The organism is Thermobaculum sp. T2p (assembly GCF_059335935.1).
The window spans coordinates 17,399-31,169 of sequence record NZ_JANZYQ010000016.1 but is presented as its reverse complement, the minus strand read 5'-3'; the positions used below and the strand labels follow the sequence as shown (position 1 = coordinate 31,169).

Below are 13,771 nucleotides of genomic sequence, written 5' to 3'. Positions count from 1 at the left end.
GGTATCACTCCGTTCCCCTGCGATCCTCCGATGGGGGCACGAGCAGGGTGCGCAGCTGCGCAACCAGATCAGCCTCCGCCACGGCACCCTCGAGGCTGAGCCGGTCGTTGACGATTGTCTTGGGCACACCGTACACCATGTAGCGCTGGGCTAGGTCCGGGAAAGCCGTGGCATCCACCACCTCGGCGGTCACCTGAGGACTCTCGACAGCAAGCTGCCAGGCCAAGCGCGCCATCTGAGGGCAGTACGGGCATGTCGGGGTGCTGAACACCCGGATGTGCAGCGATGAGCCCAGTTCCTGCAGCCATTGCTTAGTATCATTCCCCAGGCTGGTGGATCCTGTTGAGGCATCCGAGATCGCGTCCAACAGGGCGGACAGCTCATGACCCGTGGGGGCTCCAAGGAACCTCATCCTGCCCCTATTCCTGCCCTCTATCTCTATCGTGGGAATGCGCTCCACCCCTCGCTCGCGCGCCAGGTCACCCTCGGAGTAGATGTCGTGGAACTCGAGCTGCAGCTTGGGGGATATACTCACTAGCTCTTCGAGGACTTTCCTAGCAACGGGACATTGCGGGCACTCCCTGCCGGGTACATATATAGGTAGCTCCTTCTGGGAGAAGAGCACGAGATTGACATCATCCGCCAGCCTATCCTCTAGGATCTGCTTCATCTTGTCACGCACAACGCTGCTGACCATGATTCACCTCCACAACTGATACCATCAGCTACTATTATAATGACCGACACACTGAGAGGAGCACGCGCTTGGCCAAGGTACTGATCACCACCTCCGGGTCCTTTGGCGATCTGAGCCAGCAGCTGGCCGTGGGCAAGGAGCTCGCCCGTAGGGGACACCGGGTAGCCCTAGCCCTGCCACCGTCCCTTGCCGGCAGGGGTGAGGAGGAAGGCTTCCTCGTCCACACGCTACCTGGCGATCCAGCTGCGGAGGGGTCGGCCCTTAGGGGCATCACCTTCCCCTTCGGCAGGGCCGCGCCCTTCGCAAGCACTCGGAGCGTGGTGGCTGCCGAGTCTCCTTGGCTTGCCGAGCGAGCCAGGAGCCTGGCCCGCCTCTGTCTGGAGTACGATCTGCTGGTGTCCTCGGCCACCCAACTGGCGGCAGCCTCGGCCGCGGAGATGGTTCGGATACCTTGGGCCACCGTGTTCATAGCCCCAGCCATCCTACCATCGGAGCTATCTCCCTACCCCTTACCTACTGCGTGCCCCCCTCTTCTGCGACAAGCTCTGAGTCGTGCGGGTTGGGCTGTGGGTCAATGGTGGATGCGCCGGTACGTGGACCCACTGGTCAACGAGCATAGGGGAGCTCTGGGACTGCCTACCAGATCGGACTGGATGCTCACTGGCAACCTCTCCCCGTACCTATCAATCCTTACCGCCCTGCCCAGCTTTACTCCCGTGTCGTCAAGATGGCCTCCTCAGGTGCACCAGACCGGCTACTGCCCCTACAGGGGGTACAGAGCGTGGCATCCGAGCCCTGAGCTCAAGCGGTTCCTGGAGGGCCAAGGTAGCCTGGTGCTGGTGACCGCGGGCTCGATGGCGCACGGGGAGGACGAACACTCCCACCGGCTCTATAGCGTCTGTCTGGGAGCGGTGGAGACTCTAGGTGCCAGGGCGCTCCTGGTGGGACCGCGAGAGGGACATGTGGGCAAGAGGTCCATGGCGGTACCCTTTGTGCCGTTCCACGAGGTCCTGCCCCGCTGCGCGGCGGTGATCCACCACGGGGGCGTGGGCACCGTGCAGGAGGCGATGCTCGCGGGCATTCCCCAGCTTATCCTCCCATGGGGCGCGGACCACTTCTTCAACGCCGCTCGCGCCCAGGAGGCGGGCATCGCCGAGGTCCTCCTGCTGCGGGCCTACTCCAGCACGGCGCTCCTCCGAGCGCTGCGAGAGGTCCTGGAAGGGCCGGCCTCCGAGGCGGCCAGAGAGCTCGCCGAGAGGGCCAGGTCGGAAGTAGGCACGTCCACCACCGCTGACCTGCTGGAGTCCTTTCTAGGCTCACACCGGGGAATGGATCGACAAGGGCAGCAGGAAGCGGATAGTGATGGCCATGCCAGCTAGCCCATTGATCAACGGGAAATAGGGATACCAACGCGCCACGGCATGGGGGGCAAGGCGCATCTGGGCGAGCATGATGCCTGGATAAACCATCAGGATGACGCCGGAGAACAGGTCTCTAGGCAATACGAGGATGGCCGCCAAAAGATACATCACCAGGCAATATCGGAGCGTGCCCAACTCTCCCAGCAGCGTGGCCACGGTCCTCACGCCGGCGCGGGTATCTGGCACTATGTCTGGGATAGCAGAATAGGCGTGCATAGCGGCACACCAGCACATACCGGCCAGTGCCAGGTACCAGGAGGGTGGAAAGCTCGAGTAGAGCGACCACCCCAAGAACATAGGCGTGACGTACAGCACGTTGCTCAGCGAATCTATCACGGGCCTGGACTTCAGCCTCAGCGGTGGCACGCTGTAGGCCACCGAGAGCAGTATGAACAGCAGCCAGGCCAACCAGCTCAAAGGGCTAGCGCCCAACAGCGGGGGAATAGCGAGCGCAACAGCTATCAACACCGCCACAAGCAGCCTGGGGCGCATCTCTGGCCGCACGAGCGCTTCCCAATCGCCCTTCTTGGGGTTGTGCACATCGGTATCGTAGTCCGAGAGATCGTTGACGCCGTACAGCAGCAGGTTAGCTGGCAACGTGAACCAGACAAAGAACCACAGCGTCCGCCAGCTCACGAGCGCAGGGAGGCTATCCGCCCCAAGGATGCAGCCCAGCGCGTAGGTGCCCAGCAGGTACAGCCAGAACTTGGGGCGCGAGACCTTCAGCAGCCAGCGCAGATCACGCCAGGAAAGAGGCATAGGCAGCCCTCCACAGCACGGGTGGGTAGTCCCCACGAGCGTTCTTGACCCTGTTGTGCCACACGCTGACGGGATCCCTGGAGATGCGGTACAGCACGCTCTGATAGCTGCACGACGCCAAGGCCACGCCGAACCTGCAGGCGGGGGGCACGTAGCGCAACCCTTGGTGAGCCTCTCTGTACTGTTGCATGTTCCGCCTTATCTGGTAGGCCATTAGGGCCCGAAAACGCCCCTCCGGTATACCCGGTCCCCAGCTACTAGGGTCTATCCCGAACCTGTGCAAGTCCTCCAAAGGGATGTATATCCTGCCGCGTGCGTGATCCTCGGCCACGTCTCGCAAGAAGTTCGTGATCTGCATGGCGTGCCCCAGCAGGCGCGCGTGATCCAGCCCGGCGTCCGGGGCACGCATCACCCTGGCCATCATCAAACCCACTACCTCGGCGGACCCGTAGACGTAGCGCTCGAGGTCCGAGTAGCATGGATAGTAGGAGATGGTGAGGTCCATCTCCATGGAATCTAGGAAGGACTCTACCCAAGGGCGCTCAATACCGTACCTTCGCGCCACCTGCACGAAGCATCGGAGGACAGGCTCACGTGAGGCGCCCTGGCTCCAGGCATGATCCACGTCGTCCCTGAAGGCGCGCAGCCGCTCGGCCGGATCCAGCACGGGGTTGTCCACATACTCGTCGGCGAGCCTGAAGAAAGCATAGAGTACCCACACACGCTTGCGCACATCTGGGGGGAGCATCTGGGTAGAGTAGTAGTAGGTCCAAGAGTACTTGCGAAATATCCGACGGCAGATCTCCAGGTCACTTACCATACACCACACGCCTCCAAGCAAGCTGCGCTGATATCAGGCACATAGGCATCCCTATTCCAGGGTTGGTGTTGGCTCCCACGTAGAAGAGCCCTCTTACCTTCCGGCTCCTGTTGCTCGGGCGGAACACCGCCGACTGTGATAAGGTGTGCGCTAGCCCTAACGCGGACCCTCGGTAGCTGTTGTAGCGCTCCTCGAAGTCCCTGCGGGAGAAGATGTGCTGCACCACCACCCGCTCCTGCAGGTCCGGGATATCGAGCTTCTCTGAGAGCAGGTCGAGCACGCGTGCTGAATAGCTCCGTCTGATCTCATCGTTGTCCGGCAACCCGGGAGCGATGGGCACGAGCACGAACAGGTTCTCGTAACCTGCCGGCGCCACCGTTGGGTCCGTCCTGCTGGGGCAGCACACGTACACCGATGGGTTGCATGGGTATTCTGGTCGGTCGAATATTTGAGCAAAGTTCGTACGCCAGTCATCGCAGAAGTATAGGTTGTGGTGCAGTAGCTGGGGCAACTCTCCCCTCACGCCGAGGTAGATGATGAAGGCCGAGGGCGCAAGCGTGCGCCGCCTCCAGTACCGCTCGCTGTAGCTCCTATACCTGGGAGGCAGCAAGTGGGTCTCGGTATGGTAGACGTCGGCGTTGGAGACCACCACGTCGGCATGGTAGAACCCCCTGGAAGTCGACACGCCGCTCACCTTGCCGCTCTCCACATCTATGGCCTCTACCGGACAGCCTGTGATGATCTCGACTCCCGCATCTCTAGCCAGGCGCTCGAGCACTCGCACGATCTCGTAGATGCCGCCCTCCGGGTACCACACTCCGAGGTTAAAGTCCACGTGACTCATGATGTTATAGAGCGCCGGCGTGGTGTATGGTGAGCTACCCAGGAAGACCAGCGTGTACTGGATGATCTTCCTCAGCTTGGGGTGGCTGAAGTATCGGGAGACGTAGTCCTCCATCTTCTCGAAGACATGCAGCTTCGAGCCCTTGAGGAGCAGTAACGGGTTGAGGAACTCGAAGATCGAGTCATAGTTGCGTGGTACGAACTGGCTCATGGCCACTTGGTACTGGTACTCGCTGAGCTTGAGGTACTCCCTCAGCCTGGCACCTGCCCCGGGCTCGTAGCGCTCGAAGGTCTCCACATCCACCTCGAGATCACCGGTCATGTCCACCACATCGCCGTCCTCAAAGAATATCCTGTAGCTGGGGGATAGCCTGCGCAGCCGCAGGTGATCGCTGACCTTCTCCCCCAGGAGGTCGAAGAAGGACTCAAACACCTCGGGCATAAGGTACCAGGAGGGGCCCATGTCCCAGCGAAAGCCACGATCCTCCAGCAGGTTGGCGCGTCCGCCAACCTGCTCGTTCTTCTCCAGGAGCGTCACCTTGTAGCCGCTCCTCCCCAGCAGGCAGGCCGTACCTAGTCCCCCGATCCCGCCTCCTATGACCACCACTCTAGCCGTCAAGTCGCACCTCCTCAGTAGGTACTCGTCCGTCCCTCCCAGATCACCTCGACCTGACGCAGGGAGGACACGTCGGCGGCGCCGGTACAGAACATAGCCACACGCAGCTGCTCAACGAGGACATCAACGTACTCCATCAGCACCTCCTCCGAGACAGCAGCTGCCTTGACCAGCGGGCCCGCGATGCCGGCCATATCGGCGCCCAAGGCGATCGCCTTGGCCACATCCACCCCATCTCTCAAGCCGCCGCTGGCTATCAGCGGGATCTGCGGCAGCGCCCGCCTGACGCTGACCAAGGCCTGCGACGTGGGTATCCCCCAGGTGGCGAAGGCGCGGCCCACCATCCGCCCTCGCGGGGAGGACGCCAGCTTAGCCTCTATCTGACTCCATGAGGTGCCTCCTGCACCCGCCACGTCTATGCCCCACACGCCGGCATCTACCAGCTGCCTCGCCACCTCGCCGGATATGCCATAGCCTATCTCCTTGGCTATAACCGGCACCGGCAGCTGCTTGCACAACGCCTCTATCTTGCTCAGCAAGCCTGAGAAGTTCGTGTTGCCTCCCTCCTGCAGAGCCTCCTGCAGAGGATTGAGGTGCAGCACGAGCGCATCGGACTCCGAGAGCTCAACCAACCTGCGGCAATCGTCCACGGTCACGCCGTAGTTCAGCTGCACGGCACCCAGATTGGAGAGGATCGGTACATCCGGCGCCAGTGGCCTGACCTGGAAGAAGCGTATCGCCTCAGGAGACTCCAGCATGACCCGCTGGGAGCCCAGACCAAAGGCCAGCCGCTTCACCTGCGCGGCCCTCGCCAGGCGGGCTATGATCTCATACGTCCTAGGGGTGCCTCCAGTAGTGCAGGAGATGAGCAAGGGCGCCCCCAGCTCCCTGCCCAAGAACGCCGTATGGGATGAGACCTCGTCGAGGGAGATCTCGGGGAGGGCCCTGTGGGGCAGCCTCAGGGCGTCAAAGCCCCCCTCCAGCCTCCCATCGTCTCCCGCTGAGTCGAGCACGGCTTGCAGTTGTCTGTCCTTGCGCGCAGCCGTGCTGCCGTCGTCTGACACCTACCGCCTCCAGCTTTGATCTATCGTGTTCACTCGATTATCGAATTACTTAGCTTAGTATAACCGCTTGCGGGCTGGATGCCAAACTGATGCATAGACAACGAGCATGAGATGCACAAGAGATATGGGCAGACAAAAAGCCTATTCCAGAGCAGCTATAAGGGAGCATCATTAGGGGCCAGACAAGAATCCGGGGATCATACGATCTCTACCGGCACTCCCATCTGTGTTATGCTCCTGATCGCTTCTTCTGGAGCATCGCTGGTGGTGATGACCAGAGATAGATCGGAGACATGGGCCACCACGCAGAGTGCCTGCGTGCCAAACTTTGAGCCGTCAACGAGTAGGATGGATTCTCTGGCGTGGGCGATCATCGCACGCTTGACCTCCGCCTCCAGCGGGTCGGGGTCCGTCAGGTGTCCGTCCTGGGTGACCCCTCGCACGCTGAGGAACACCTTGTCCGTGAAGTAGGCGCTGATAGCGCGCGTGGTCTGAGGCCCGACAAAGGACCTAGTGAGCTTGCGCAGGCTGCCTCCCAGCCCGATGAGATCCACTCCGGATAGGGGGTGGGAGGAGAGCAGGTCCATGATGGGCACCAAGCTGGTGATCACGGTCACCTTCTTGCCGGAGTCTAGGATGCTACGTGCGGCATAATAGGAGGTACTAGAGGCATCCAGGAAGACGCTCTCCCCAGCGGAGACCTTGGCCGCGGCGGCCTCCCCTAGGCGCTTCTTATGCTCGACGTTGGTCTCCACCCTCTGTTGGAAGGAGTCCTCGTGACCAGCAAGCTCAGGCAGGATGGCCCCCCCGTGGGTTCGCCTGGCCTTGCCCTGCTGCTCGAGCATCTCCAGGTCACGCCTGATGGTCATTGAGGACACGCCCAGCTCCTGCTCCAGAGCCGAGACGCTGACTCCGCCTTCCTTCCTAAGCCTCTCCAGTATCAGTCTACGCCTCTCCTCGGGCATCAGACTTCTCTCGCCAGATTTACCGTTCGTAGCCACGCCTCACCGTCCCTAACGAAAATTTAGCTCGTTAAATTCTGTGCATTTACATGTTAGATATTGACAGTATCAAACAACACCTGTATTATAACGCACAAAAGCTGAGAGCTATATAGCTCTCTATAGCCCTATGGTAGCACGGCGCAGGAGGAGATTGAAGATATGCACTCGAAGATATGCACTCAACGAAAGTCCGCAGACATAATCCTACCGTAGAGCATTCCTAGGGCATAGATGCGAAGTCGTATCTTGGGGAGGTGATCGCGTGGCATAAAACGGTTTTGGCTCTACTTAGAAGTCAGGAAGTATCACACTATGTGGAGGGAAACTATGTCCAGATACCCAGACAGGTATCCATACGGCAGGAAGAAACTATCTAGAAGGCAGGCCCTGAAAGCGATAGCCTTGGGCGCAGCCGGGGCCACCCTCGCAGCTTGTGGCGTTACCACTGGTTCTCCAGGCTCCGCAAACAAGACGCCAGCAACTACCCCGGCGGCAAGCCAAGCTCCGCCCCCGGCCGCAAACGCCACCCCGGCAGTACGCGAGGCCCCTAAGGGACGCAAGATCGTGCTCGAGCTGTATAGCGTGTTCGCCGGCAACGAGCACCAAGGATGGATCAAGCTGGCTGAGCGCTACGAGCAGGTACAATCCGACGTGGGCATCAAGATCACCTACTCACCGGGGCACCAGGATAACCCCAAACTGCTGACGTCGATCGCGGGCGGTGCGGCACCAGACCTAGCTCATCTGACCCCATTCAGCACACCCCAGTGGGCTCTGCTGGGCGTGATGACGGACCTCACCGAGTACGTCAAGCAGGAAGGATGGACCGAGGACGACTGGTTCCCACCTGCCTGGAACGACATGCAGTGGGAAGGGAAGTTCTACCAGGTGCAGTGGGATGCCGATCCCAACTTCCCGTTCTTCTGGAACCAGAACCTGTTCGAGGAGGTGGGGCTCGATCCCGATAAGCCCCCCGAGACGATAGATGCTGTGGACGAGTACTCCAAGAAGATCAACAAGATCCAGAACGGCAAGGTCACTAGGATAGGCATGATCCCTTGGGATATCTACGGTCCGGAGAACTCCCTGTTCACCTGGGGATGGTCCTTCGGCGGCGAGTTCTGGGACCCCGACAAGCAGGAGGTTACCCCAGACAACGACTACGTCGTCAAGGCCTTGGAATGGATGGTGAAGTACGCCAAGTCGGTGGGTGGCCCGGACAAGCTGTCTGTGACGCCCCCCAACCTGCAGCTGCATCCCTTCGGGTCGGGCAATATAGGCATGTATCCGCTGGTGGTCCCGAACTACCGAGACATCAGGAACGCCAAACCCGACATGAAGATCGGCCATAGCTTGTTGCCCTACGAAGGTCCGGGCGCCAAGCAGCCGGGCGCTGGGGCATGGTTCGGTGGCTGGGGTCTCTTTATACCCAAGGGTGCCAAGAACCCCGATGCTGCCTGGGAGTTCATCAAGTGGGTATCCGCGACGCCAGAGGGCACCAAGGCCCAATGGGAGACAGTGGGATTCCCGCCCGCCTGGAAGAAGGCTCCCGTGCTCGAGGAGATCAAGAACGACCCGATCATGGGGCCCTACTACAACGTGCTGATATCCGCCAAGCACTCTCGCCCCGCCATACCTGTGGGAGCCTACTACTTTGGGCAGATAGGCGAGCAGGTGGGAGAGGCGATCAACGGCAAGAAGACGCCTCTGGCCGCGATGCGCACCGCTAAGGAAAACACCATGAAAGAGATGCAGCGCTTCATGAAGCAGAACGCGTAATCAACCTGGGGAGGGGTTATCCCCTCCCCAGGTCTACAGGAAGGAGTAAGATATGGCCGCTATATCCATGAGAGGCAGAAGGGCGAATGCTAGGGCTCGCAGGGACTTCCTCTGGGGATTGTTCTTCACCTCGCCAGCCATCATCGGCCTGCTCTGGTTCACAGCTTACCCGCTGTTGGCATCCTTTTACTATAGCTTCACCTCCTACTCCCTGTTCGGAGGTGCCAAGTGGATAGGACTGCAGAACTATAGAGATCTGATGTCCGATGACAACTGGTGGGTTTCCCTGTACAACACGGTTTACATACTCGTGGGTTCCATCCCTCTGGGCATCATCACAGCGCTGATCCTGGCGCTCCTGTTGAACATGAAGGTCAGGGGGATGGCCATCTACCGTACGCTCTTCTACTTGCCCAGCATCGTGCCAGCGGTGGCCTCGGCGGTGGTCTGGGCATATGTCTTTAACCCACAGTACGGCATCCTGAACAACGTCCTGCGCATATTTGGCATAAACGGCCCTGGCTGGCTTGCTAGCCCCACATGGGCCAAGCCAGCGCTGATCATCATGAGCGTGTGGGGCGCCGGCAACCTGATGATCATCCTACTGGCAGGACTCCAGGACGTGCCCCAGGAGATCTACGACGCTGCCAAGGTAGACGGTGCAGGTTGGTGGGCCAGCTTCTGGAACGTCACGTTGCCGTTCCTCAGCCCTCATCTCTTCTACGCACTGGTCACGGGGTTGATAGCCGGCTTCCAGTACTTCACCCCGGCCTATGTGCTGACTGGCGGTAACGGCGGTCCAGCGAGGTCCACATTGATAGCCGCCCTCTATCTGTACCAGAACGCCTTTCGCTACTTCAAGATGGGCTACGCCAGCGCCATGGCCTGGATACTGTTCGTGATCATACTCATAGTCACGTTGTTGACGTTCCGGACCCTCTCCAGGCGTATATACTACGGAGGTGCTTAGATGACCCTACCTAGTACGAGCAGCGAACAAACCTACATGCAAGAGGTCGGTGCTACCAGGATACCAGCTATCACAAGGCAGAGGAGGCGTAGCACCAGAAGCATCCTGCAGAGCCTGATTGCCCATATCATGCTCATATTTTTGAGCGTGGTGTTCTCCATCCCGTTCTTCTGGATGGTCACAGGGTCCTTCAAGACCAACCAGCAGCTTAACGCCTTCCCTCCGGTCTGGATACCCGACCCGATCACCCTAGAGCACTATCTGTACGGGCTCAGGGTCGTGCCGTTCGCCAGGTACATCGTGAACACCCTGATCATCTGTGGCTTCTCAGTCGTTGGGGTGGTCCTGTCCAGCGCCATGGTAGCCTATGGTCTTGCCCGGATAGACTGGCCTTTGCGCACGCCTCTGCTGATCATCATCCTGGCGACGACTATGATCCCCTTCTACGTGACCATGATCCCGCTCTTCACCCTGTTCAGGAGCATGGGATGGACCAACACTTTCCTCCCGCTGATCGTGCCCGCGTTCTTCGGGAGCCCGTTCTATATCTTCCTGCTCAGACAGTTCTTCATGACGATACCCAGGGAGCTATCTGAGGCGGCCAGGGTGGATGGTGCCAACGAGCTCTTGATATTTGCGCGCATCATCCTGCCGCTGTCGGTGCCCGCCCTGGCCACCGTGGCCCTCTTCCAGTTCCTGGGAGCTTGGGGCGATTTCCTAGGGCCATTGATCTACCTGAACGACCCCAACAAGTACACTGTATCTCTAGGGCTGTCGTTCTTCCAGGGTCAGTACACAACAAATTTCGGCGCTCTGATGGCGGCCAGCACGGTCATGCTCTTGCCGGTGGTGATCCTGTTCTTCTTCACCCAGAAGACGTTCATTCAGGGCATCACGCTTACGGGCATCAAGGGGTAGGGTATGCAGTGGCAAGCTAGCTGGATATGGCTCGAGGGTGAGCCCAGCCCTCGCAATGACTGGGTGTGCTTTCGCAAGGGCTTCGAGCTCGACCGAAGTGCCTCACCGCTTGAGGAGGCCAAGCTCTCCATAACTGCCGACTCCAGGTACGTCCTGTACGTCAACGGCCAACTAGTTGGTCGGGGCCCGGTCAGGTCCTGGCCTTTCGAGCAGTCCTACGACACCTACGACCTACGCCACCTGCTACACCCCGGCCGCAACTGCCTGGCGGTACTGGTGACGCACTTCGGCGTCTCGACCTTCTCGTACGTCCGAGGTAGAGGGGGGCTGCTAGCGCAGCTCGAGCTCTCTAGCGGCGATGATCGCACAACCATTGGGACGGACGGGTCTTGGAAGGTGCACAGGCACCTAGGGTACAGCCGACGCACCACGCGCATATCCCCGCAACAGGGATTCGTCGAGCAGCTCGACGCTCGTACCTGGCCCGACAAGTGGATGGATCCCACGTACGACGACTCCGGCTGGGAAGATGCCATGATCGTAGGCCCCGTGGGCACTCCCCCCTGGGAGCAGCTCGTGCCCAGGGATATCCCGTTCCTGACGGAGGAGGTGCTTCATCCCACGAGGATCGTTTCCTTGCACTCAACAGTCCCGCCGAAGATAGCCGTGGCAGTGGACATGCGCGCCGTCATGATGCCCGATAGCGCCGACCACGCCGAGCAGGTGCAGTACGCAGGCTTCCTGGCCACGATCCTGAGGGCTGATAGCGAGGGCACCGCCAGGCTCCTGCTCTCCAAGCCATGGGTAGGCGATGGGATAGCTGCAAGCATCAACGGGCAGGTGTACGGAGCGGAGCTGATGGGGAGCACCCCCACGGGCCGAGAGCTCGAAGTGGAGCTCTCGGCGGGAGACAACCTCCTGCTAGTGTACGTCTGCGGCAGCGACCACGCCGATCCCCTGCGGCTGGCGCTGGACTCCGATCTGGGGCTGGAGCTTGTGTCCCCTATGGGAGGGGAGTCGGCGTTCGTCGCGATCGGGCCGCTGGCCTCACGGGTGGTGCGCAACTTCGACTTCAGCCAGCCCCTAGAGTACGACGAGACCGCCGTCCAACGGATAAGCAGCTGCGCTTCGGTGGCAGACCTGCGCGCTTGGTCGCACCTTCTGCGTTCCGTGCCGCCAGAGCTGGTCAGTCCGGTAGACGTTTTCACGCTGTGCACCTGGCCAAGGCAAAGGACGGAGCTCACCACTGGGAAGGAGCTGGAGGCCATGGTGTTCCCTAGCAATGACCCGGGCTTGGTACCCATCCTGCGGGCGGGAGATACCGAGCTAGTGCTCGACTTCGATCAAGAGGTATCAGGCTACCTGTTCCTGGACGTGGAGGCTTCGGAGGGTACCTTGATCGACCTTTACGGCTTCGAGTTCATGGAGGACGACTACCGGCAGGACACAGTAGGGCTGGACAACACCTTGCGCTACACTTGCAGGGAGGGCAGACAGCACTACGTCTCACCCCAGAGACGCGGCCTCCGCTACCTGATGCTGACCGTAAGGGAGGCTAGGGCTCCCCTACGCGTGCACGGCGTGGGTGTGGTGCAGAGTACCTATCCGGTCTCCCAGGTAGGCACCTTCCGGTGCTCGGATCCGCTGCTGAACGACATCTGGGAGATCAGCAGGCTCACGACCAAGCTGTGCATGGAGGACACGTTCGTGGACTGCCCGGCCTACGAGCAGACTTTCTGGGTAGGCGACAGCCGCAACGAGGCGCTCACAGCCTACTACCTCTTCGGTGCCGAGGAGCTGGTGAGGAGGTGCCTTCGACTAGTGCCCGGCTCGAGGCGCTACACACCGCTCTACATGGACCAGGTGCCCAGCGGCTGGGTGAGCGTCATACCTAACTGGACTTTCCTGTGGGTGATGGCCTGCAGGGAGTACTACGAGAGGACGGGCGACCTAGCTTTCGTTCAAGATATCTGGCCAGATATCCAATACACCCTGGACCACTACCTGCAGCACATCAACGATGACGGGCTGCTTGAGATATCGGCTTGGAACCTGCTGGACTGGGCGCCCATAGACCAGCCCAACAGCGGTGTGGTCACCCATCAGAACTGTTTCTTCGTGCGCGCCCTCAAGGATGCCGACGAGCTGGGGCAGAGCGCTGGAGACGAAACGGCAGGGAGGTACGCTGAGAGAGCCCGGGAGCTAGCAGCAGCGATCAACACCCATCTCTGGTCGGATGAACACAAGGCCTACATCGACAGCATCCACGCCGATGGCACTAGGTCATCGGTGATCAGCATGCAGACGCAGGTGGTAGCTCTGCTGACCGGCGTCGCCGAGGGGGACAGGGCGGAAGTCGTTCGGAGCCACATCGCATCCCCTCCAGCCGGATGGGTGCAGATAGGCAGCCCGTTCATGTCCTTCTTCCTCTACGAGGCCATGGTGCGTCAAGGGATGTACGCACAGATGCTCGAGGACATCAGGCAGAAGTACGGCCTCATGCTGGAGCACGGGGCGACCACGTGCTGGGAGACCTTCCCCGGGGCCCTCGGAGCGAGGTACACTCGCAGCCACTGCCATGCGTGGTCGGCGGCCCCGGGCTACTTCCTGGGAGCGTACGTGCTGGGGGTTAGACCCGGAGGGCCAGGGTGGCACAGGGTGATCGTGGCCCCGCAGCCGTGCGACCTAGCTTGGGCCCGTGGTAGCGTCCCACTGCCTCGAGGAGATAGAGTGGACGTCTCCTGGAGAAGGGAGGGGCAGAAGCTGCTGCTCCGCGTGGAGAGGCCTCAGGAGGTGGAGCTGGAGGTCGTGCCTCCAGAGGAATACGAGCTCGAGCTTGATGAGAGGGTGAGACAAACAACTCAGTAGCAGACACAAGGA

The 13,771-nt window shown here is 60.6% G+C and carries 11 protein-coding genes; 5 read left to right on the top strand and 6 right to left on the bottom strand.

What is annotated here, in order from left to right; genetic code table 11:
* Positions 1-4 precede the first annotated feature (4 nt).
* Positions 5-697: a protein disulfide oxidoreductase gene (gene pdo, locus N2245_RS08205; protein WP_494536251.1), complete on the bottom strand. Its 693-nt coding sequence runs from the start codon at positions 695-697 to the stop codon at positions 5-7.
* 68 nt (positions 698-765) lie between these two features.
* Here pdo and N2245_RS08200 point away from each other — a divergent pair, with 68 nt between their 5' ends.
* Positions 766-2,076, top strand: coding sequence for a glycosyltransferase (locus N2245_RS08200; RefSeq protein ID WP_494536250.1), 1,311 nt, complete (start codon positions 766-768; stop codon positions 2,074-2,076).
* Here N2245_RS08200 and N2245_RS08195 read toward each other — a convergent pair.
* From N2245_RS08195 to N2245_RS08175, 5 genes are all read right to left on the bottom strand, one after another.
* The gene (locus N2245_RS08195) at positions 2,014-2,877 is read right to left on the bottom strand and encodes a prenyltransferase (protein ID WP_494536249.1); all 864 of its coding nucleotides are present in this window, start codon (positions 2,875-2,877) and stop codon (positions 2,014-2,016) included. The two genes, N2245_RS08200 and N2245_RS08195, sit on opposite strands and share 63 nt — an antisense overlap.
* Positions 2,858-3,697: a phytoene/squalene synthase family protein gene (locus tag N2245_RS08190; protein ID WP_494536248.1), complete on the bottom strand. Its 840-nt coding sequence runs from the start codon at positions 3,695-3,697 to the stop codon at positions 2,858-2,860. The genes N2245_RS08195 and N2245_RS08190 overlap by 20 nt, the downstream gene beginning before the upstream one ends.
* Entirely contained in the window at positions 3,687-5,159 is a 1,473-nt protein-coding gene (gene crtID, locus N2245_RS08185) for a bifunctional phytoene desaturase/3,4-desaturase (protein WP_494536247.1), read from the bottom strand. Before crtID ends, N2245_RS08190 begins: the two co-directional genes overlap by 11 nt.
* Positions 5,160-5,170: 11 nt before the next feature.
* Complete coding sequence (gene fni / locus N2245_RS08180; RefSeq protein WP_494536246.1) at positions 5,171-6,220, bottom strand: type 2 isopentenyl-diphosphate Delta-isomerase; 1,050 nt, start codon at positions 6,218-6,220, stop codon at positions 5,171-5,173.
* Positions 6,221-6,417: 197 nt separating this feature from the next.
* Positions 6,418-7,221 carry a DeoR/GlpR family DNA-binding transcription regulator gene (locus N2245_RS08175; RefSeq protein ID WP_494536245.1) on the bottom strand — a complete coding sequence of 268 codons (804 nt, stop codon included), beginning with the start codon at positions 7,219-7,221 and terminating at the stop codon, positions 6,418-6,420.
* Between the two features lie 330 nt (positions 7,222-7,551).
* On the opposite strand from N2245_RS08175, the gene N2245_RS08170 reads away from it, so the two are divergent.
* The 4 genes from N2245_RS08170 to N2245_RS08155 are packed head-to-tail and all read left to right on the top strand — an operon-like array spanning position 7,552 to position 13,759.
* Positions 7,552-9,003 (top strand): ABC transporter substrate-binding protein, encoded by a 1,452-nt coding sequence (locus N2245_RS08170; protein WP_494536244.1) that lies wholly within the window; start codon positions 7,552-7,554, stop codon positions 9,001-9,003.
* Between the two features lie 52 nt (positions 9,004-9,055).
* Entirely contained in the window at positions 9,056-9,973 is a 918-nt protein-coding gene (locus tag N2245_RS08165; protein ID WP_494536243.1) for a carbohydrate ABC transporter permease, read from the top strand.
* Complete coding sequence (locus tag N2245_RS08160) at positions 9,974-10,891, top strand: carbohydrate ABC transporter permease (protein ID WP_494536242.1); 918 nt, start codon at positions 9,974-9,976, stop codon at positions 10,889-10,891.
* 3 nt (positions 10,892-10,894) lie between these two features.
* Entirely contained in the window at positions 10,895-13,759 is a 2,865-nt protein-coding gene (locus N2245_RS08155) for a family 78 glycoside hydrolase catalytic domain (protein WP_494536241.1), read from the top strand.
* The last annotated feature ends 12 nt before the right edge of the window (positions 13,760-13,771 follow it).